Raw genomic sequence first — 20327 nt, forward strand, 5'->3', positions numbered from 1 at the left:
AAAAAAAGGGCTACCTCATCGGTAGCCCTTTTTTATTGTCCAATAGTAATTGCAAACATTGGAAATTAAGATGGCAATAAGACTGTGTCGATAACGTGAATTACACCATTACTCTGGTTCACATCGTATGTGGTGATATTAGCCGTATTTCCTGCTCCGTCCATTACTACGATGTTGTGCTTCCCATTCATAGTGAAGGTCAATGTTGCTCCTTGAACCGTTTTCATAGTCGCTTTACCTCCACCTTTTCTAATTGCTGCGGCGATGTCGTCAAAACCGTAATTTCCTGCCAAAACATGGTAAGTCAAAACCGCAGTAAGCTTTGACTTAGCCTCGGGCTTGAGCAGACTAGCCACGGTTCCTTCAGGCAAATTTTCAAATGCGTCGTTTACGGGAGCCAAAACCGTAAATGGCCCTTCACTCTGTAATGTCTCAACCAAATCCGCTGCCTTAACGGCTGCTACCAAAGTGGTATGATCGGCTGACTTAACGGCATTTGAAACGATATCCTTTTTTGGATACATGGCTTCGCCTCCTACCATTACTGCTTCTTTCTGAGAAAATACTGTTACAGCAAATGCTGCAAATGCGAATACTAATGCTAACTTTTTCATGATTCCTATTTTTTGATTTGTAATAGTTACGCCTCAAAAAGAAGATCAGATTTCAGTTTCAATAAATAAAGTGAAGTTCGTCTGTGATTGAACTAGACAGTTCCCAGATACACGAGTTGATCCAAGGTAGGATTTTCCAATCCACCCAGTGGTTCAATAGTAATGGCAAAAGCATCACCGTCATTGGTTTGTGAATCGGCCAGATAAACATCTTGGAAGTCTTTTGGAAGCACTCCCATATCAGAAGGCACACCGTCTTTTAATACCCATAGTTGGTATTGCTTATCAGTAGGTAGCTCGGGAAGTGATGCCAAATTAATCTTGACCTTACCCGATTCTTTTTGCCAGAGCACAGAGACTCCGGTAGATCCTTCAACTTTTGTAGACTCAAGTACTATTTTTTTAAAACTGGGGTCAAAAGTATCTTGAACATCTTCACTCAAGTATTCAACTTCTCCTCTCAAGTACTCGTTATTGGCCAAGAGTTGTTCTTGTTCCTCTTTGGCTGCAGCCAATTCAGTTTCAGCATTTCCACGTTCTACAAATTGCCAAAAGGCCAAAAGTAAAGTGATGGAAGCGGCGGCGGCCCATACTACAGGCCAAGTTGAGGAAGATTTGAACGGAACTGCAACTACCTCTTCTTCAACGCGAGTAGATTTTTCTTCCGCACTTGGAGGTAGTTGGTCGTGATTCGACAACTCGGCCATGATACTAGCCTTAATTCCTGAAGGGGCCTTTACAGCTCCTGCTTGTGCAAGCATCTCCAAATCAAGCTCGGCTCCTTCAAGAGCGGCTTTGATTTCGGGGTAAATTTTTGACAAACACTCGATCTCTTGACGTTCTTGTTCGGATACGTCTCCGAGAGCAAACTGCTCCAAAATACCTGATTCTATGTATGCCTTAACGTCCATTTCCAAATATTGACCGTAGCTCCTTCATCGCGTTTCTTATTCGCGTTTTGACTGTACCTAATGGCATATCAAACTTTTCTGCTATTTCGGGATGGCTGTAGCCTAAGATGTATGAATGCTCTATTAGTTCTCTTTGATCTTGATCTAAATTAGATAAAACCGTGTTTAAATCATGTTCGAGGGTAGGATCTGTTGAATCCGACGCATCATCTTTATATACGATCTTAAGTTCTGTTTGGATTTCAGCTTTACGCCCCGTTTTGCGGATGCTATCGATCGCTTTGTTCTTTACAATTCTCAAAAGCCATGTAAACAATCGACCCTTCGAAGGATCATAGGAGCGTGAATTTTTCCAAATCTTAACGAAAGATTCCTGCAAAACATCCGATGCAAGAGCCTCGTCTCCGACCATTCGCAGCACAACACCATACAAAGCATCAGAATAATGGTCATAAAGAAGATTCATGGCTTTCACATCACCTTCTTCAAATAATCTCAATATTTCTTTCTCTACGGGAGCCACGATCTAATAATGCTCAAACTTAAAATAAAGTTTTGAGGCAGTTATTAATTCTAGTCATTCTTGCGATAAAGAATTAGCTTTAGGTCAGTGCCTCTGGTACCAAAAGCAAGAAGCGAATCCGCATTCTCCATTTGAAATCCTTCTCGGACCAGATAATAAGAGCCAGATTCGGTTTCTGAGCGCAGCTCCAGAACCTCACCTCTCTCTCTTTCAATCATAAAAGAAGTTGCGCTGTGCACGTAGTTTAGCCCTGTTATATAGAGGGGCTTTCCTTCGGTGATTCTGGCCACTTCCAAAGCCGCTTCCGCATATGTAGCACCTTTAGCATCGCGATTCGGCAAAACAAACCAATCAAAACCAATCCGGACAACGAGAAGAAAGATTCCTAAAATGATCCATCTTCTTTGCTTCTGCCGATAAAACACCAGAGCTATAATCGCCATGGAAAGGCTTAGGATAGCCAATTTCACAATTGTTCCATTTACACCGAGCTCAGTGATTTGACCAATCGCAAACCATGGAGCAAGAGCACCCAGAATCATGATGGCCATTAAAATCAATTGAACTACTGAGATAGAACGTTGTGAAGCATCCTCCTCTGCTTTAACCAGCAAAACAAAAAGTAGCGGTAAGAACATGAAGAGGTAGCGAGGGTGGACACCGGGAGATGTCCAATAAACGATAATATTCAAGCCGAATACCAAGATGACAAATCGCCCGCATTGATCACGCCACAGAGACCTTGCAGCTCCTTTCCTAAAAAGGAAAACAACGAAAATGGTCCACGGTGCAAAATGGTAGAGATTTTCGAGCGGGAACTCATAAAGGGCTTTTAATGTATCTCCAATGCCATGGTCGGTTACGGTTCTTTTACTCGACTCTGTCCAAAGGGTCTCAAAAAGATCAAGAAGCGATTGAGAATTCACCTGTATATAGGCCATGTAGTATAGTCCAACCGGAATGATAAAGAAGAGAGCTCCAAGAAAGTGCATTCGATGGAAGAGAATTTTCCAGTCCTTGATGTAGATGGCAAAAGCTATGATGGTGAATCCTTGAAAGACTATTGGTGGAAGCCCCTTCATCAAGTAAGCTATGGCACTCAGGAAATAAGTAATGGCAAAAAGAGCAAAATATCTTTTCTGCCTTCCGAAGTGATAAAAGAGCATAAAGTTGGTGAAGATCACAGCCGAAAAGGCGATGTCAATTAAACCTAAAAAGCTATCGTAAAAAAGAATACGCCCGCTGGTGATGGTCATAATAGCCACTAACCACCCTACCCTTCTGCTGGTAGCTTTCCCAATCAGTCGAACAATTAGAAAGCCATAAATGAAAATGGCAACAGATACAGGAAAGCGCAAAGCAAACAGCGACGGTTCACCGAAGAGCCTGTAAGATCCGGCAATAATCCAGTTGTAAAGGGGCGGTTTATTGTAATAAAAAAGTCCATTTACAGTTGGTGCGATGAACTCTTCATTAAATAGCATCTCTAGTGCGATCAGGGCTCGAAGGCTCTCATCGGTATGGATGAAAATGTGGTGAACACCCAGATTGATAAGCAAAGCCGGAACAAGGAGCACGGCAAATAAGCCGTAGTAGAAATTGTCGCTTTGGAGTAGTCTGGAATTCATGAGCGCCGATAAACGCCCAAAAATACTATTTTGGATCAGTCTTCCAGTGCGCTCAAAATAGCCTCATCCAATGGTGATGCACCAGATCGGTAGCGATGGATCAAATTTCCTTCTTCATCAATCAGAAACTTCTCAAAGTTCCAATTGATATCACCTGTGAAATCTTCGTTTTCTAATGCAGTCAGCCATTTGAAAAGCTCGTGTTGATCAGCACCTTTCACACTGACTTTAGCTGCCATCGGGAACGACACACCGTAATTTTTCTCACAGAAAGCTGCAATTTGCTCATTTGACCCGGGCTCCTGTCCTCCAAAATTATTGGCGGGAAAACCAACGATTACTACATTATCGCCCATCTCTTTATTCAACTCTTCGAGCTGCTTGTATTGAGGTGTATATCCGCATTCCGATGCCGTATTAACAATAAGGATTTTCTTTCCTTTAAAGTCCTTAAAATCAATAGATCCACCTTCTAGGGCAGGAACTGAAAAATCATAGATCGTCATATTTGTCGTGTTTTGAGCAGAAATTGTAAGTGTGTAAAAGAGAGCTAGAATCAAGGTAATTTTTTGCATCATATGGTTTTGTAAGACTGATAGAAAAACTCTTGTTGTGGATAATTGTTTACCAAACTGAGCTTGATTTGAAGATTACAAGTGTAAATTGAAGGCAAAAAGGGATGGATCGAACATTTAAAAAGATGGGAAGTCACACTAGAGTGGAGCTAGGCAGCTATGCTCAGGAAATGCTGTCCAAGAATCCCGGTGTGAAAATATATGTGGGAAGCGATAGTCAAAATTATTCTAAGAAGACTCTATATGCTACAACGGTAGTCTTTCGTTTTGAAAACAACGGAGCGCATGTCATCTATCACCGAGAAGCCACTCCAGTGGTAAAGGATATGTGGACAAGATTATGGGGAGAGCTGCAGCGCAGTATTGATGTAGCGGGCTATTTAAAGTTTGAATGCGATGTACCGATAGAACAAATAGACCTAGACCTCAACTCCGATCCTGAGTTTCCATCCAATAAAGTTTTTCAAGCTGCTGTAGGTTACGCACAAAGCATGGGATATAAAGCCAAAACCAAACCTGATTTGCTCATGGCGACTTGGGCTGCAAACGTTCTTGTAAACTAGAACTCGTCTTTCTCGGCTCTTGCTGATTTCTCAAAAGCTGAATTCATCACACTCAAAATGAGACTGAATAGCAATGCCCACCAAAAGTTGGTTACATAAAAATCATCGACTAGCCAAGCTGCCATTTGTATGACTACGGCATTAATTATCAAAAGAAACAAACCCAATGTGAGAATCGTCACCGGAATCGTTATGACAACGAGTATAGGTTTGACGAAAATATTGAGAAACCCAATAATAACGGCCACAACAAGGGCTGTCCAAAAATCCTCAACCTGAACCCCTGGCAAAGCCCAAGCAAGGGCAAAAACCAAAAGTGCATTAAGCAGTAATTTAATGATCATATTCATAAAGACCGAAAATAGAAAAAGCGACACACTTTGAGTATGTCGCTTATCGATAAATCGTGTTTTTATTTCAATTCAGCACCATCTCTACAGGGCCGCTCCTTCCATTTTTAACTTCCAGAGCATTGGAGAAAGCTATCAAATTTGCGATGGTTTGCTTTTTCGGGCTTCTCACCTCTTCACCTCTATGAGATGAAAAACGGCGGCTAGCCTTTTGTTTGTTTGAATCAAATAAAAAATCAGAAGTAAAATTTGGCATAGGCGCTTTTTGTTTTTATGGAACTAAAACGACCTTCCAACTCTGATTATTATCCAACCATCGAAAATTATTTTGTGAGCTTGATATCGTGCTTCTCTATCATCTTCCTCATATTGATGAGTGCATAGCGCATTCTTCCCAATGAGGTGTTGATACTTACATTGCTTCTTTCGGCAATTTCCTTGAAGCTCATACCTCCGTAGTGACGCATCATCACCACTTCTCGCTGCTCTTCAGGTAGCTCTTCTACCAGTTTTCTAACATCTTCGTTAATGACATCATCAATCCATTGATCTTCCACGTTCTTCTCATCGCGAGGAATTGCTGCAAATGGATCATAATCATCATTTTCTCTCACGAAAGGCATTTTCTTTGACCTTCTAAAGTGATCGATTGAGAGGTTATGAGCTATTCGCATGACCCAAGGAAGAAACTTACCTTCTTCATTGTATCGTCCCAACTTAAGGGTGCGAATGACCTTTACAAATGTTTCTTGAAAAATGTCGTTTGCGAGCTCTTCGTCTCTCACCAACATATAAACCTGCGTGTATATTCGGTCTTTGTGTCTTGACAACAAAGCCTCAAATGCAGATTCATTTCCTTCTAAATATAGTCGAACCAATTCCTGGTCCGTAGCCGAGTTAGAATGCATACTTTCTCCTTTTTAATTAGTAGTAGTGATTTGAAAATTCAGGAGTAGATGTATGCTATAGGCTAAAAGAGTTTTGTGTTGTTTTCAAAAAAAATGTCCGCACTTTTATACGAACAACTGGAGACTAAGATATGTTAATTCCTCGTTGCAGGCAAATATGTGATAAATTTGTCCCTCCAAAAAATGTTAATCTCCTGTGATCCTATATGAGTACACAAACGGCTAAAAGCGTCGATTCCAAGACACACATCATCATTAAAAAAGCTCGTACTCACAATCTTAAAGGCGTCACCATCGCCTTGCCAAGAGGGAAATTTATAGTAATTACGGGTCTGTCAGGTTCAGGGAAGTCTTCCTTGGCTTTCGATACACTCTATGCAGAAGGACAACGACGATATGTTGAAAGCCTATCCTCCTATGCCAGACAATTTATGGGTAAAATGGATAAGCCCGAAGTGGAGTCAATCGATGGAATTTCTCCGGCTATTGCCATAGAACAGAAAGTCACCACGCGTAACGCGCGTTCAACGGTAGGCACCTCAACTGAGATTTACGATTACCTAAAGCTACTGTTCGCTCGAATCGGTAAAACCATTAGCCCCATTTCAGGAGAAGAAGTGAAACGGGAAACGGTAAGCGATGTAATGGACTTCTTCCATTCTATTGAAGAAGGTACAAAATGCATGGTAATGGCTCCAATCCTTCCAAAAAAAGGTAGAACTTGGGAGCAAGAGTTTGACATTCTCAAGCAACAAGGGTTTGCTAGAGTGAAAATCGACAATACGGTGGTAAGGCTGGAAGAGGCCGAAGCCAAAAAAAATTCAAAAGTGCTAATCGTCCTTGACCGCGTAGTCCATAAACAAGACGATGAAGAAAACGATGCACGTGTTGCAGATTCTGTTGAAACAGCCTTTTTTGAAGGCCAGGGAGAATGCGACCTTGAGGTTCTGGATGGAAGAAAAAAGGGCAGTCATACCTTTACAAACCGCTTCGAACGAGACGGGATGACTTTTGAAATTCCTTCTGAACACTTCTTTAGCTTTAATAATCCAGTGGGAGCCTGTAAAGTTTGCGAGGGATTTGGAAGCGTAATTGGGATTGATCCCGATGCCGTTGTGCCAAATCGGGCTCTCAGCATATTCGAAGATGCTATAGTGCCTTGGCGAGGTGAAAAGCTTAGCACTTGGAAGGATGAGTTGATTTACAATGCTGATAAGTTTGATTTCCCCGTACACCGGCCATTTAACAAGCTCACCGATGAGGAAGTAGAACTACTCTGGACAGGAAACAAATATTTTGCAGGCCTTAACGAGTTCTTCAAGTACTTAGAATCTAAGTCTTATAAAATTCAGTACCGCGTAATGCTCAGTAGGTATCGCGGTAAGACGACTTGCCCTGATTGTAAAGGATCGAGATTGAGAAAAGATGCAACTTATGTAAAGATAAGCGGTCATTCTATTGTAGATATTTTGGCAATGCCTGTTGGCAAAAGTGTCGCAGCATTTCAGAAACTTGGCCTTTCTGAAAATGATCGCCACATTTCTAAGCGCATTCTTACGGAAGTAACCAATCGATTGCAGTACCTCTGCGATGTAGGATTGGGATACCTCACATTAAATCGACTTTCCAATACCTTATCGGGCGGAGAATCTCAACGAATTAAGTTGGCCACTTCTCTGGGAAGCAGTTTGGTAGGAAGCATGTATATTCTCGATGAACCAAGTATCGGCCTTCACCCCCATGATACCAATCGATTGATCGAAGTATTGCGTTCGCTACAGCGCCTTGGAAATACTGTAATCGTAGTAGAGCACGACGAAGAGATCATGAAGGCGGCAGACCAAATTGTAGACATGGGACCCGAGGCGGGAACTCACGGAGGAGAGTTGGTCTTTCAGGGAAACCACGAGGAATTATTGATAGCGCAAAACTCCTTGACGGCAGATTACCTGACGGGACGAAAAGAAATTGCTCTCCCAAAGAAAGCAAGAAAGTGGAAAAACTCTATCTCCATCAATGGAGCTCGACAGAACAATCTAAAAGATATAGATGTACAGTTTCCACTTGAATGTCTGGTGGCAGTCTCTGGTGTAAGCGGGAGTGGTAAGTCTACCCTGGTCAATTCGGTCCTCTACCCTGCTCTGCAGAAACATCTCGGAGAATATGGGCAGAAAATGGGCGACTTTGATGATTTGGAAGGAGACTTGAAGATGATCAAAGCGATTGAATTCATTGATCAAAATCCCATTGGAAAAAGCTCTCGGTCTAATCCTGTGACATATGTAAAGGCATTCGATGATATTCGTCAGCTCTATGCATCGCAAAAATTGGCGAAGCTCAGAAACTACAAGCCTGGTGTCTTTAGCTTTAACGTGAAAGGCGGCCGCTGTGAAACTTGTGAGGGAGAAGGTGTTGTGAAAATAGAAATGCAGTTTATGGCAGATATCTATCTGACTTGCGAAAGCTGCAATGGCACTCGATTTAAAGACGAAACCCTTGAGATAAAATACCGTGATAAAAATATCGCTGAAATTCTGGCGATGACCGTTGCTGAGTCCATCGAATTCTTTCAAGAGGACACCAAAAGTGCTGCTGCAAAAAAAATAGTCTCTAAGTTAATCCCGCTCGAAAAAGTTGGGTTGGGCTATGTTCAGTTGGGACAGTCTTCCAACACATTAAGTGGTGGTGAAGCACAACGAACAAAATTGGCCGCCTTTTTGGCCAAAGGAGACTCAGAGCCGCACACCCTCTTCATCTTCGATGAGCCCACGACGGGGCTACATTTTCATGATGTAGCAAAATTGTTAGATAGCTTCAACGAGCTGATTCACCGAGGAAACAGCGTATTTGTAATCGAGCACAACACGGACGTACTGAAGTGCGCCGATTGGATCATAGACATGGGCCCGGAAGGAGGAGATGCAGGTGGCCAAGTAGTTTTCGCCGGAAGGCCTGAAGAACTGGCAAGTCAAAAAGGATCTTTGACGGCAAAGTATCTCTCTCCAAAGTTTTCCTAACGAATCAACGTAACGAATCCCTTTTCTTCCAGTGTTTCACTTTGGCAGATACCGCTGTACTTCACATAGTAAGGATAAACTCCCGGTGGAACGAAATAGTCAGATCCATTCGCAGCACCATTCCAACCTTGTGACGGGTCTGTCGTTTCAAACATTAATTCTCCCCAACGATTGTACACAGAAAACAAGTAGTCATCCAATTCACTATCCGAAGTAGAAATCTTAAATAGATCGTTTATTCCATCACCGTTTGGTGAGAATGTATTCGGAATGTACACAATAGGCTCTGGCTCAAGACCTTCCACAACGTATTGTCCTATTTGCTCGCAGCCTCCATTATCGATATACATGTAATTGTACATGCCACCTCGAGTGACTACAATCGAATTACCCGTCAAACCATTCTCCCAGAAGAACTCCTGGTGATTCACGGCAACAGTAATTCTCTCTCCAACACCTTCGCAAATTTCAGTTTCAAATGAGGTAGTTTCCTCAACACCTAATCCAATCTCAATGCTTCTGGAATCGGAACAAAGGCCAGTCTGGACTTGCACGACATAGACACCTGGCTCAGTTACGACAAGATCAGGAGATGTAGCACCCGTGGGTTGCCACAAGTATGAAGCTTCAGCCAGATCGTATTCATTCTCGAGTGTAACGGAGGTAGCATTGTGACAAATATCTCTGTCCGGTCCAAAGTCCAATGGTAATTCACTCACCAGTGTAATGGTGTCACTGATAGTGAAAGGGTTATTACATCCAATAGGAATAATTTCTGCTTCAACAGTATAAAGCCCTGAGAAATCAGCATCAAATACGAAAGAAGTCTCCGTACCTACCTCATCTCCAGAAACAAACCAAGTATAGCTAGCCATGCCAGCCGTGTTGTCGAGCTCACCTTCTAAAATTAACTCCCCGCATACTCCCGTTTGGTTTAGAGTCATCGTTCCATCGATGGCAGGTGGTTCAATGAATTCGATGGTAATAGAAGCTTCGTCCTGAACATTACAGGTCGAAGGGTTAATCGCAGTCAACGTAATGGTATAAGTCCCATAATCATCATATACATGAGTTGGACTGAAGATAGCAGAGGTTTCTCCATCACCGAAAGCCCATAAAAACTCTGTGGCATTTGCAGAAGCATTTAACAACTCAATGGATAGACCACATTCTGTATCGAATGTGTTGCCAATCTCAGCGGTGACATCTGCCAAATTTGTGATCTCCTCAACAACCGTTTCGTCAAGCTCACATCCTTCATCGACTGCATACAGGGCAACTGTATTGGTTAGGTCCAGATTAGCAAATTGATGAGATGCATTGTAAGACGTGTAAAGCGTATCTCCATTGATAATCCAGAAGAAATCGAGGAAATCATTTCCACCCGTAGTGTTAAACATGGTGACCTCACCTGTTTCACAATCGATGGATGTATCGAATGTTGGTTGGAAGTCTTCGGGAGCGAATATGTCGATATTCAAGCTCACCGTATCAGCCAGGTTACAACTCAAGGAGTCACTGGCAATCATCGATACCGTGTAAGTTCCCGGTTCTTCAAATATATGTACGGGCTCAAACTCGGTACTACCTGTACCATCCCCAAAGTCCCACTCAAAAGTGTCACCTATTGAAAAATTCGAGAAAGAGATTTCGTGTGGAGCACATCCATCTAACTCAGAAGGCGCATTGAACGCGGCATTGACTCCGCTTAACTCAAAGTCAATTTTGAAGACGCCTATATCCCATGAAGTGAACTGATCTTCAGCATAAGCCCCATCAGTAGTGGCAATACCAGCAGAACTCGAGCAGACACCTTGATAAACAATACCCGACTTGTCGAAGCGACTAGTTCCGCCGTCTACATGGGCACCACTGTAGTACGTAGCATATGCAAGGCTGTCTAAATCATCGATAAAAGCAGCCAAATAAAAACTTCCATTGTCAAATAAAGCATCATCAGTCAAAGGCAAATCAGCTGCAGCCTGAAAAGCCGAAATGTATACCCTGTCACAACGATCAATTAGGAAGGCAACGGGTGCGCCGCCACCACCACCTCCAAAAATACCTTCAGCACCTATTGCCGTGCTCGCAAGAACCTCCGATAATTGAGGATTAAACTTGGTGATAAATAATTCCTTAAAATCAGTGGTGAACACGCCGTCTGTTATTGGCCATTCGTCTCCCGCCTGAGTGCGACCGTAAATCCAAACGTTATTGTCGTTGTCTAAATCCATGAAATAACCCTGTTCTCCTTGGGAAGTGCCCACATAAGTCGAGTAAATCAAATCACTTCCGTCGGGCGACAAAGTGCCGAGGATAGCATCGACATCTGTAGCATCACCAGGTTCGCCTTCTTGATAAACTCCAGCAGTTGTGGGATAATCAGAACTTCCCGTAGCACCGGAAAAGACAACATTTCCGTTTTCGGCAATTCTAACGTTTAATAGAGCGTCACTTTCGCTACCACCAATAAAAGTACTCCAGAATAACACGGTAAGATCTGAACTAAGTTTGGCGCAAACTCCATCCGCTGTGCCATCTAGAGTGGTTGAAAAAGCTCCCGATGTAACGGGGAAATCATCGGACTGGGTTGCAGAGGCAAGGTAGACATTGCCTTCAGAGTCTAGACTGACTTCGCCTCTTAGACCGTCATATCCGAAAAGAAATATTGGATTGTTTCCATCTAGTCCTTCTCCACCCAAATAGGTCGAGGCTATGAGTTCTGTACCATCATCTGAAAGTCTTGAAATAAAGATATCTGTTCCCCCAGCTGATTCTTCTTGAAAAGCTCCAGGAGTAGTTGGGAAATTCTGGTCTCCAGTAGTTCCAAATACGACCAACTCACCAGAAAGATTTGCTGAAGCAGAATGTGGATAAGTTCCGCCACCACCGAGATAAGTTGCGTAGATTTGCTCCGAAGCATCTGGGGTAAATTTATTGATCACTGCGTTTACTCCGCCGCCACCTCCCTCAAAACTTTCTTGTAGAGCACCATCACTGGTGGGCAGCCCCGGACCAAAACCGATTCCAAAACTGAAAATATTGCCTTCCTGGTCATAGGCAGCTCCATGACCGTAATTATTATCGCCTGTCGACCCGGTGAGCGTTGCTCCTACCAATAAAGGGTCTATAACCAATGTGAAGTTTTCATCATACTCAGCCACGGAAAACCCAAAACCTCGATCCAACTTCTGAAATGAAACTTCAACCGGAACCTTCTTACCTGAAATGATTTGATACGCCTCAGGGATAATTTCCTTTACCCATCCATAAGGAGTCTCAAAAACTAGCTCATCTCCTGCTATTTTAGCTTCAATTCCTGACCATTCCCATTTTATGAGTGATGGGTCAGCATTAGGAGCAACGATAAAGTCGTACTCCAATTGATTTCTAGGATGCAGCTTGTAAAGAACATCAATACCGGGATAAACTTCGGTTTTCCGTACTTGCTTCACATCTTTTACCCCTGAAACCCATTGATCGGGAGATCCAAAAAAGTAATTTCTGAGTGGTCCTGTTTGGCCTTCTCCATTGGCCGCAGCAGCCATATTATGGCCAATGAATTTCCAAGAAAAACCAAATAGCGGCACAGAAGGTGTTTCACCACTGTAGGCGTGGGCCGAATCGTGATGTGCCTTGAGGGCTTCAATGGGGGACATTCCTACTGTAAAACCTTCAGGCTTTAAGAATACCGCGTATCTAGGTGTGTAAATTACATGAGAGAAATCACCTTCAAATTGTCCTTGGTTTGGACGAAAGGCAATACTTTCATGAGAATGCGGTGTAAGAGATGGTTGCTGAGATAAAGCAATTTGAGAATAGGAAAGAAAACATAGGATCAACAGGCTCAATATACTTCTCACGGCGAATGTGGTGTTTAAGGTTTAGGTTTCTTCTTTAAACTGTAAATCAAATAGCCTCTTGTAATGCCCATCAGCCTCCAAGAGTTGTTGATGATTTCCTTGCTCCACGATTTCACCTTTTTCTAAAACGATAATTCTATCGGCTTTTTGAATGGTGCTCAACCGGTGAGCAATGATGATACTGGTCCTATTAGCAGTTAGCTTATCAATAGCACGCTGTATCATTAATTCTGACTCCGTATCTACCGATGAAGTTGCCTCGTCGAGGATTAAAACTTTCGGATTGTAAACATAAGCGCGAATAAAGCTAATAAGCTGACGCTGACCAACACTAAGCATACCACCTCTTTCCTTTACGTCGTAGTCGTATCCGCCGGGAAGTCTTTCGATAAATTGACTGGCTCCAACAGCTTCAGCTGCCTTTTTGACGTCATCAATTTTAATCCTGTCATTTTGAAGGGTAATGTTCTCAGCTATGGAAGTAGAAAACAAGAAAACATCCTGAAGAACCACGGCAATCTCATTTCGGAGGTAATCCAAATTAAAATCACGAATCGGAATTCGATCAATTTTTATTTCTCCTTTTTGAAACTCGTAAAACCGATTTACAAGATTGACAATTGAAGACTTTCCTGCTCCTGTAGCACCTACGAAAGCTACCGTTTCACCCTCTTTCGCTTCAAAGGAAATATCTTTTAGCACCCACTCTTCATCGTTGTAAGCAAACCAGACATTCTCGAATTTAATATTGCCCTTAATTCCCGAGTCAAGCGTACCCGCATCTTGAATCTCCTCATTGGTATCCAGAACTTTAAACACTCGTTCTGAGCCTACCATCCCCATTTGTAGAACATTAAACCGATCTGCCAATTGGCGAATAGGCCGAAAAAGCATATAGATGAGAAGTATAAACATGACCAAGTCTCCCTGGGTGACTTCTCCTTCCAAGACTCCGCCAACTCCCCACCAAACCAAGAATGCCAAGGAAACGGCCGATAGAATTTCGACCACGGGAAAGAAAACCGAATAAGCCCAAACGCTTCTGATGTGTGCCTTTTTGTGCGCATCATTAATTTCTCTAAACTTTTCTTTTTCCCTTTCTTCCCTATTGAATACTTGAACGATCACCATACCCGTGATGTGCTCTTGCACAAAGGCATTGAGTTTAGATACCTGCGTTCTCACCTCCTGAAATGCTCGCTTGATAGCATTCTTAAAAACGATCATGGCAACGATCAAGAATGGAATTGGCGCCAAACTGTAAAGCGTTAATTTCCAGGAGACGAAGAACATAAAACCTATAACTGCGATGAGTTTAAGAAGCTCACCCATGATAGAGAGGAGACCTTGTGAAAAGATTTGAGCGATTGTCTCAATATCGCTGATGCATCTGGTTACCAGCGTTCCGATGGCCGTTTTGTCAAAATACTTCAGCTTAAAAGAAGTGATGTGGGTAAACACCTTTGAGCGAAGATCGATAGTAACCGATTGCCCCAGCCAATTGCTATAGTAAGTTTGATAGAATTGCATAAATGCTTCTACAAACAGCACTCCTACTATGATAAGCGTGAGTACCAGAAGACCGTTTGAATCGCCTGCCACAACATACTCATCCACTGCTTTACCAATGAGGTATGGACGCAAAACACCCACAACAGCCAGTAAAATGGTGAGCAGTAGCGCTTGATAGAGCACGCCCATGTATGGCTTGGCATAAACCATCACTCTGGAAAATAATTTCGTGTCAAACGCCTTGCCCGTTACTTGCGCCATTTAATCAGGGTAGTTTATATGATTAAGAAATAGCCCTTGTGGATGAGCTGATTTACCAGCCGAAGAACGATCTTTTTTTTCCAATACTTTCAAAATTTTATCCGGTACTTCCAGTCCTTCTCCTATGGGAAGTAAGGTTCCTACAATTGCCCGAACCATATTTCTCAAAAAACGATTGGCACCGATGGTAAGAACAAGGCCATCATCAATTGGTTCCCAAAAAGCAGTATGAACATGGCATATGTTTGTTTTCACCTGTGTATTGCTTTTGCTAAAGCTGGTGAAATCGTGTTCACCTAAGAGTAGTTTAGAAGCTTGATTGAGTAAATCCGGATCGAGCTCTTTGACATGGTACACGGAATAAGCATTCTTAAATGGAATCTTCTTGAAGTGCATGAAATACTTGTACTCACGGTAATCGGCAGAAAATCGCGCGTGTAGCTGGGAATCAACTTCCTTGCATTCATAGACTGCAATATCTTTGGGTAGAATCGCATTAATCTTATAGAGAAACTCCGAGTGCAATGGTAGTTCCGTGTCAAAATGAGCGAAATACTCAGAGGCATGTACTCCCGTATCCGTGCGTCCACACCCTATCAATGCTCTAAAGTCTTTTACCAAGATTCTGAGGGCCTTTTCCAAGGTTCCTTGAACCGTCGTAACTTTCGGCTGAATTTGCCAACCTGAATAGTTGGTGCCATCGTAAGCCAGTTTTAAGAAGTAACGTGTCAACTCAATTTTTTCGCAAAAGTACATGAAACGAATCGGACTCTTATCAGATACACACGGATACATGGACGATCGAATTTTGCATCACTTAAAAGACTGCGATGAGATCTGGCACGCAGGCGATATTGGCTCCCATGAAGTAATGGAACCTCTTCACCAATTGGCCGAAGTTCGAGCGGTTTACGGAAATATTGACGACACCACTTTAAGAGCGACCTATCCCTTAAACAATGCCTTTGAAACTGAAGGAGTCAGGTGCTTGATCACACACATTGCCGGAAGGCCAGGCAGATACCCCAGAAGGGTAAAAGCAGAAATAAGTGCGTTCAATCCCAATATCTTCGTTTGTGGACACTCGCATATTCTATTGATCAAGCGCGATCCCAATTCAGGTTTAATCCATTTTAATCCAGGAGCTGCAGGAAAGCATGGCTTTCACAAAATTCGCACATTGATTCGCTTCAGTATCGATCACGGAAAAATTTTGAACCCCGAAATAGTTGAACTAGGAAAAAGAGGCTCTTAGCGAATTCTATCAAGAGATTTTACCAGGGCTTCGTCTTTTTTGATTCCTCGAATGGCCAAGAACAGAAAGGTGATGGCGATCACAGGCAAGTAAAACCCTACATGGTACAGAATAGATACTTCATCTCCATATAACATGCTGTGAATACTATCAATGGCAAAAAAGAGGTAAACGATAAAACCGAGATTCATCAGGAAGCCCAGCCTTGTCACCCTCAACTGAACGGGTCTCTTTTTGTACAAAAAGATCGCTATGGCGGGAAGCATAGTGACGAACAGACTCATTATCCAAGTAGGAAAAAGAAAGGGGCCCGCCATCTCCACCAAATCGCTTTGCACATTGAACACGCCAAAAACAGCGTATTCGGCCAACTTCACATCACCTTGGAGGTAATGTGCAAACGGTAAAAAGAAGGTGAGTAAGCCCGCTGTAGAGGCTAAGAAAAGATATATAGACTGCGCGCGCTGAATCATATTGAATACTTTGAAATAGTTTCGAGGCAAATATATGACATAAAATAGGCGGGCTTTTCAACTTCTAATTGTGATATTTTTTTTAGCTTCGAACCAGCTTTGACACGAATTGTTGTATCATTGCATCATCAGTGAGCCGATAGATTTCTTCTCTCGCACTACCTTCAATACTACTTGAACACAACATCTTTAAATAATTTCTTAGTCGATGTACGACATCATTGAATTAAACGGCAAAAAAGTAGCCGATCTTAGAGCTATTGCTAAAGAGCTGAACGTCAAAAGAACAGAATCTCTTAAGAAGCAGGATCTCATCTACCGAATATTAGATGAGCAAGCAATCAACCCTCCAAAGAAGCAGCCGGCAGCAGCAACTGAAGAGAAGAAAGAATCCAGACCTCCGCGCAAGCCGAGAGAGGTAAAAGTGACAGCCAAGGAAGCAAAGGCTCCCGAGTCAAAGTCTTCTGAAGAAAAAACAAAAGAGGACAAAGATCTTTTCTCCTCAAACGATTCTGAAAAGAAGGAAGAGCGAAGACCGAGACCAGAGCGCAAACCAAGACCTGCACCCAAACGAAGGTCTGAAGGCGATGATGCAAAAGCAGATAATTCGAACAACAAAGATGCCTCGGATAATCGCAAAGACAGCGAGGAGCGCAAAGGTCCGAGTGACAGAAGAAACAATGATCGGAACAGAAAAGACGACCGAAATGGGTCAAACGATCGAAGACGATCTTCTGACAGAAACGAGCGAACACGTGGAGAAGACGATAAGAATACACCACACCGTCCCAATCCAAGACCACAAAGGAATCAGCCGAGACAAGAACAACAGAAGCGAGAAGATTACTACAACTTTGATGGACTCGTTCAAACAGAAGGTGTACTCGAAGCGATGCCTGATGGTTATGGCTTTTTGAGATCCTCTGATTACAATTACTTGAATTCGCCTGATGACGTGTATGTTTCTCAGTCGCAGATAAAATTGTTTGGCCTCAAAACGGGTGATACCGTAGTTGGTCAAGTTCGTCCCCCAAAGGAAGGTGAGAAGTATTTTCCGCTGATCCAGGTTGATGAAATTAACGGAAGAGATCCCGATTTTGTAAGAGATCGTGTTCCTTTTAAATACCTCACTCCTCTTTTCCCTCAGGAAAAGTTCAACTTGGCGGGTGACAATAAAAATGTCAGCACGCGTATCATGGATCTTTTTGCCCCTATCGGGAAAGGCCAACGTGGGTTGATTGTGTCTCAACCAAAAACGGGAAAAACAACTTTACTCAAGGATGTTGCCAATGGCATTGCTGCCAATCACCCCGAAGTATATCTGATCATATTGCTTATCGATGAACGGCCGGAAGAAGTAACGGACATGAAGCGCTCGGTAAATGCTGAGGTAGTCGCATCAACCTTTGATGAACCGGCATCTCAACACGTTAAGATCGCCAACATCGTTTTGGAAAAAGCCAAGCGAATGGTCGAATGTGGCCATGATGTCTGCATTCTTCTAGACTCGATTACGCGTTTGGCAAGAGCATACAATACTGTTTCACCTGCGTCCGGAAAAGTACTTTCAGGAGGGGTTGATGCTAATGCATTACAAAAGCCTAAACGCTTTTTTGGTGCGGCACGAAACATTGAAAACGGAGGTTCACTATCCATACTTGCTACCGCATTGACCGATACCGGTTCGAAAATGGATGAGGTGATCTTCGAAGAATTCAAGGGCACAGGTAACATGGAGCTTCAACTCGAAAGAAAAATTTCGAACAGAAGAATTTACCCTGCCATCGACATCTTGGCGTCAGGAACTCGAAAGGAAGATCTACTTCTTTCAAAAGATATCCTTCAGCGCATCTGGATTCTTCGCAAGCACATAGCAGATATGAATCCTATAGAGGCTATGGAGTTTATCAAAGGACGCGTAGAACAGACTCGTTCTAACGAGGAATTCTTGATCTCAATGAACGGATAATGACTCATCCGAGTGTGAATATTTCTGTGCGAGTCGCATTGGGCTTTATGGCTCTGCGACTCGTTCTTTTTTTCATCAATGCCGATTTTCCGTATCAGGAAGAAATCTTCCTTTTTCTACTCTTAGCGGCTTTTCCTGGCTTGACGATCTACGCCATTTGGCCTAGAGTTGAGAAGAAATCATTTAAAGATGATGCTCTCAATGCTTTGCGTCTGAATGTGATTTTTGCGGTCGCGATGTCAATTTTCATCTACGCCTTCTACGCTTTTGCGGATACCAATTATTTTCCAAATATGAGGGATATGATTGTCGCGAGAGAGCTGGCCGCCAATCCTGGTTTGCCCGAGGAAGATATGAGGCGTGGTGTAGAGCAGTTCTTTTCACTGAGAAACTTCTCCATTCTGGCTATTCTGTTCTTTATGGTGATGGGCGTTTTCTATTCCGTTCTCTTCTCCGCTATAAAGCGACTGGTGATTAAGTAAAAAGCTCCTTCGCTACTTCTTTAAAGTCAATACCGTCAAAATTCCCTGAGCTCATCATCAAGAGGTTTTTATTCTTCCAATTGATCGACCGAAGCTCAGCTAGCAATGCCTTAGACTTTGTAAATATTTCAACATTGGTTCCACCAAAAGCCGTGATGACGTCTTTCTCGCTCAAAGATTCCAATCGCTTATGCTCCACCACCTCAGGGCTGAAGTAGATCAAAGCGCGATCGGCCTTAGCCATTGTACCTGCATATTGAGGCAAAAACTTTTTGTTCAGACTGCTGAAAGTGTGCAGTTCCATACAAGCAATCAGTTTCCTATTGGGAAATTGTTCTTTTAAGGCTGAGGTCGTCGCCCGCAGTTTGCTTGGCGCGTGTGCAAAGTCTTTGTAAAAAAGCGATGATTCAGTTTCACCTACTTTTTCAAGCCTTTTGGAAGCACCGGTGAAGTCTTTGATCGCGTTTAAAAAGTCTCTTGGTTGAATTTGAAGTGCTCGGCATATTTCCATAGCACCGCGAAGATTGGCCATATTGTGAGCACCGAATAATTCCGATTGAAATTCCTCTCCTTCAAAATGAATAATCGTCTGACCATTTCTTATTTCGCTATTCAATTGCCCATAAGGAACAACAGTTAAATCACCTCTCCGATTCGCCATATTGCGGAGCTCGGCATCTTCTTCGAAATAGATTAGCGTACCATTCTTAACTATCAAATCAACGAAAGTGGAAAATTGCTCCACGTAATTTCCAAAGGTCGGGAACACATTGATGTGATCCCAAGCTACTCCTGTGAGAATAGCTATATGAGGTTTATAGAGATGGAACTTAGGCCTTCTGTCAATGGGTGATGACAAGTACTCATCCCCTTCTAAAATGACCACATCAGCCTTATCTGTAAGCTTCACCATACAATCCATTCCCTCTAACTGAGCGCCTACCATATAATCGACGTTTTTTCCCAGTCGATTCATAACATGTAGTAAAATCCCGGTGATAGTTGTTTTGCCATGGCTTCCGCCAATGACTACCCGAGTCTTGTTTTTGGTTTGCTCGTAGATGTATTCGGGGTAAGAGTATAGTCTTATTCCCAAATCTTTGGCTCTAGTCAATTCAGGATTGTCAGCTCTGGCATGCATTCCCAGCACTACAGCATCCAAATCTTCTCGAATATTGTCGGCATTCCAACCAAGTTCTTTTGGAAGAATCCCTTCCTTTTTGAGTCTGGATTTTGAAGGTTCAAAAATTTCATCATCGCTTCCGCTAATGTCAAAACCTTTTCTTTTCAAGGCAATTGCAAGATTGTGCATTGCGCTTCCACCAATGGCTATGAAGTGAATTTTCATGACTTGAACTTACCTGTTTTAAGGCAAGTCTCTATAATTCATTTGCGCTCTTTTACACAGCGTATTGTTACATTC

Annotated in this window: 17 protein-coding genes; 5 read left to right on the forward strand and 12 right to left on the reverse strand. The window is 42.7% G+C overall.

What is annotated here, in order from left to right; genetic code table 11:
- Nucleotides 1-65: 65 nt before the first annotated feature.
- The 5 genes from O3Q51_12105 to O3Q51_12125 form a co-directional block, all read right to left on the reverse strand.
- A complete protein-coding gene (locus O3Q51_12105) occupies nucleotides 66-614 on the reverse strand; it encodes a fasciclin domain-containing protein (GenBank protein ID MCZ4409558.1) in 549 nt (182 codons plus the stop codon).
- 92 nt (nucleotides 615-706) lie between these two features.
- Nucleotides 707-1525 carry an anti-sigma factor gene (locus tag O3Q51_12110; GenBank protein ID MCZ4409559.1) on the reverse strand — a complete coding sequence of 273 codons (819 nt, stop codon included), beginning with the start codon at nucleotides 1523-1525 and terminating at the stop codon, nucleotides 707-709.
- A complete protein-coding gene (locus O3Q51_12115) occupies nucleotides 1515-2024 on the reverse strand; it encodes a sigma-70 family RNA polymerase sigma factor (GenBank protein ID MCZ4409560.1) in 510 nt (169 codons plus the stop codon). Before O3Q51_12115 ends, O3Q51_12110 begins: the two co-directional genes overlap by 11 nt.
- Before the next feature lie 74 nt (nucleotides 2025-2098).
- The gene (locus O3Q51_12120; GenBank protein MCZ4409561.1) at nucleotides 2099-3676 is read right to left on the reverse strand and encodes a hypothetical protein; all 1578 of its coding nucleotides are present in this window, start codon (nucleotides 3674-3676) and stop codon (nucleotides 2099-2101) included.
- Between the two features lie 35 nt (nucleotides 3677-3711).
- Entirely contained in the window at nucleotides 3712-4251 is a 540-nt protein-coding gene (locus O3Q51_12125; protein MCZ4409562.1) for a glutathione peroxidase, read from the reverse strand.
- 125 nt (nucleotides 4252-4376) lie between these two features.
- On the opposite strand from O3Q51_12125, the gene O3Q51_12130 reads away from it, so the two are divergent.
- Complete coding sequence (locus O3Q51_12130) at nucleotides 4377-4814, forward strand: hypothetical protein (GenBank protein MCZ4409563.1); 438 nt, start codon at nucleotides 4377-4379, stop codon at nucleotides 4812-4814.
- Here O3Q51_12130 and O3Q51_12135 read toward each other — a convergent pair.
- Both O3Q51_12135 and O3Q51_12140 read right to left on the reverse strand, forming a co-directional pair.
- Nucleotides 4811-5164, reverse strand: coding sequence for a phage holin family protein (locus tag O3Q51_12135; protein MCZ4409564.1), 354 nt, complete (start codon nucleotides 5162-5164; stop codon nucleotides 4811-4813). The genes O3Q51_12130 and O3Q51_12135 overlap by 4 nt on opposite strands.
- 323 nt (nucleotides 5165-5487) lie before the next feature.
- Nucleotides 5488-6072 (reverse strand): sigma-70 family RNA polymerase sigma factor, encoded by a 585-nt coding sequence (locus tag O3Q51_12140; GenBank protein ID MCZ4409565.1) that lies wholly within the window; start codon nucleotides 6070-6072, stop codon nucleotides 5488-5490.
- A 206-nt stretch (nucleotides 6073-6278) separates the two neighbouring features.
- On the opposite strand from O3Q51_12140, the gene uvrA reads away from it, so the two are divergent.
- Nucleotides 6279-9089 (forward strand): excinuclease ABC subunit UvrA, encoded by a 2811-nt coding sequence (gene uvrA / locus O3Q51_12145; GenBank protein MCZ4409566.1) that lies wholly within the window; start codon nucleotides 6279-6281, stop codon nucleotides 9087-9089.
- Here uvrA and O3Q51_12150 read toward each other — a convergent pair.
- From O3Q51_12150 to truA, 3 genes are all read right to left on the reverse strand, one after another.
- Nucleotides 9086-12748, reverse strand: coding sequence for a PKD domain-containing protein (locus O3Q51_12150; protein ID MCZ4409567.1), 3663 nt, complete (start codon nucleotides 12746-12748; stop codon nucleotides 9086-9088). The genes uvrA and O3Q51_12150 overlap by 4 nt on opposite strands.
- Before the next feature lie 225 nt (nucleotides 12749-12973).
- Nucleotides 12974-14725 (reverse strand): ABC transporter ATP-binding protein, encoded by a 1752-nt coding sequence (locus O3Q51_12155; protein MCZ4409568.1) that lies wholly within the window; start codon nucleotides 14723-14725, stop codon nucleotides 12974-12976.
- Nucleotides 14726-15481, reverse strand: coding sequence for a tRNA pseudouridine(38-40) synthase TruA (gene truA / locus O3Q51_12160; protein MCZ4409569.1), 756 nt, complete (start codon nucleotides 15479-15481; stop codon nucleotides 14726-14728). It abuts the gene before it with no gap.
- Here truA and O3Q51_12165 point away from each other — a divergent pair.
- Nucleotides 15480-15980: a metallophosphoesterase family protein gene (locus tag O3Q51_12165; protein ID MCZ4409570.1), complete on the forward strand. Its 501-nt coding sequence runs from the start codon at nucleotides 15480-15482 to the stop codon at nucleotides 15978-15980. The genes truA and O3Q51_12165 overlap by 2 nt on opposite strands.
- Here O3Q51_12165 and O3Q51_12170 read toward each other — a convergent pair.
- Entirely contained in the window at nucleotides 15977-16453 is a 477-nt protein-coding gene (locus O3Q51_12170) for a DUF4293 domain-containing protein (protein MCZ4409571.1), read from the reverse strand. The genes O3Q51_12165 and O3Q51_12170 overlap by 4 nt on opposite strands.
- 208 nt (nucleotides 16454-16661) lie before the next feature.
- Here O3Q51_12170 and rho point away from each other — a divergent pair, with 208 nt between their 5' ends.
- Together rho and O3Q51_12180 are read left to right on the forward strand one after the other, a co-directional pair.
- Nucleotides 16662-18422: a transcription termination factor Rho gene (rho, locus tag O3Q51_12175; protein ID MCZ4409572.1), complete on the forward strand. Its 1761-nt coding sequence runs from the start codon at nucleotides 16662-16664 to the stop codon at nucleotides 18420-18422.
- On the forward strand, nucleotides 18422-18904 hold the full coding sequence (locus tag O3Q51_12180) for a hypothetical protein (protein MCZ4409573.1): 483 nt from the start codon (nucleotides 18422-18424) through the stop codon (nucleotides 18902-18904). Before rho ends, O3Q51_12180 begins: the two co-directional genes overlap by 1 nt.
- On the opposite strand, the gene O3Q51_12185 is transcribed toward O3Q51_12180, so the two are convergent.
- Nucleotides 18897-20252, reverse strand: a complete 1356-nt coding sequence (locus O3Q51_12185) for a Mur ligase family protein (GenBank protein ID MCZ4409574.1) — start codon at nucleotides 20250-20252, stop codon at nucleotides 18897-18899. The two genes, O3Q51_12180 and O3Q51_12185, sit on opposite strands and share 8 nt — an antisense overlap.
- Nucleotides 20253-20327 lie beyond the last annotated feature (75 nt).

It is taken from the genome of Cryomorphaceae bacterium 1068 (genome assembly GCA_027214385.1).
Lineage (GTDB): Bacteria > Bacteroidota > Bacteroidia > Flavobacteriales_D > Cryomorphaceae > JAKVAV01.

Excerpts from the sequence above, each read along its gene's own strand:
- O3Q51_12120 (MCZ4409561.1), bottom strand. The coding sequence starts at position 3,676 with ATGAATTCCAGACTACTCCAAAGCGACAATTTCTACTACGGCTTATTT.
- O3Q51_12140 (MCZ4409565.1), bottom strand. The coding sequence starts at position 6,072 with ATGCATTCTAACTCGGCTACGGACCAGGAATTGGTTCGACTATATTTA.
- O3Q51_12110 (MCZ4409559.1), bottom strand. The coding sequence starts at position 1,525 with ATGGACGTTAAGGCATACATAGAATCAGGTATTTTGGAGCAGTTTGCT.
- O3Q51_12105 (MCZ4409558.1), bottom strand. The coding sequence starts at position 614 with ATGAAAAAGTTAGCATTAGTATTCGCATTTGCAGCATTTGCTGTAACA.
- O3Q51_12155 (MCZ4409568.1), bottom strand. The coding sequence starts at position 14,725 with ATGGCGCAAGTAACGGGCAAGGCGTTTGACACGAAATTATTTTCCAGA.
- O3Q51_12180 (MCZ4409573.1), top strand. The coding sequence starts at position 18,422 with ATGACTCATCCGAGTGTGAATATTTCTGTGCGAGTCGCATTGGGCTTT.
- O3Q51_12185 (MCZ4409574.1), bottom strand. The coding sequence starts at position 20,252 with ATGAAAATTCACTTCATAGCCATTGGTGGAAGCGCAATGCACAATCTT.
- rho (MCZ4409572.1), top strand. The coding sequence starts at position 16,662 with ATGTACGACATCATTGAATTAAACGGCAAAAAAGTAGCCGATCTTAGA.
- O3Q51_12135 (MCZ4409564.1), bottom strand. The coding sequence starts at position 5,164 with ATGAATATGATCATTAAATTACTGCTTAATGCACTTTTGGTTTTTGCC.
- O3Q51_12125 (MCZ4409562.1), bottom strand. The coding sequence starts at position 4,251 with ATGCAAAAAATTACCTTGATTCTAGCTCTCTTTTACACACTTACAATT.
- truA (MCZ4409569.1), bottom strand. The coding sequence starts at position 15,481 with ATGTACTTTTGCGAAAAAATTGAGTTGACACGTTACTTCTTAAAACTG.
- O3Q51_12165 (MCZ4409570.1), top strand. The coding sequence starts at position 15,480 with ATGAAACGAATCGGACTCTTATCAGATACACACGGATACATGGACGAT.
- uvrA (MCZ4409566.1), top strand. The coding sequence starts at position 6,279 with ATGAGTACACAAACGGCTAAAAGCGTCGATTCCAAGACACACATCATC.
- O3Q51_12150 (MCZ4409567.1), bottom strand. The coding sequence starts at position 12,748 with ATGTCCCCCATTGAAGCCCTCAAGGCACATCACGATTCGGCCCACGCC.
- O3Q51_12130 (MCZ4409563.1), top strand. The coding sequence starts at position 4,377 with ATGGGAAGTCACACTAGAGTGGAGCTAGGCAGCTATGCTCAGGAAATG.
- O3Q51_12170 (MCZ4409571.1), bottom strand. The coding sequence starts at position 16,453 with ATGATTCAGCGCGCGCAGTCTATATATCTTTTCTTAGCCTCTACAGCG.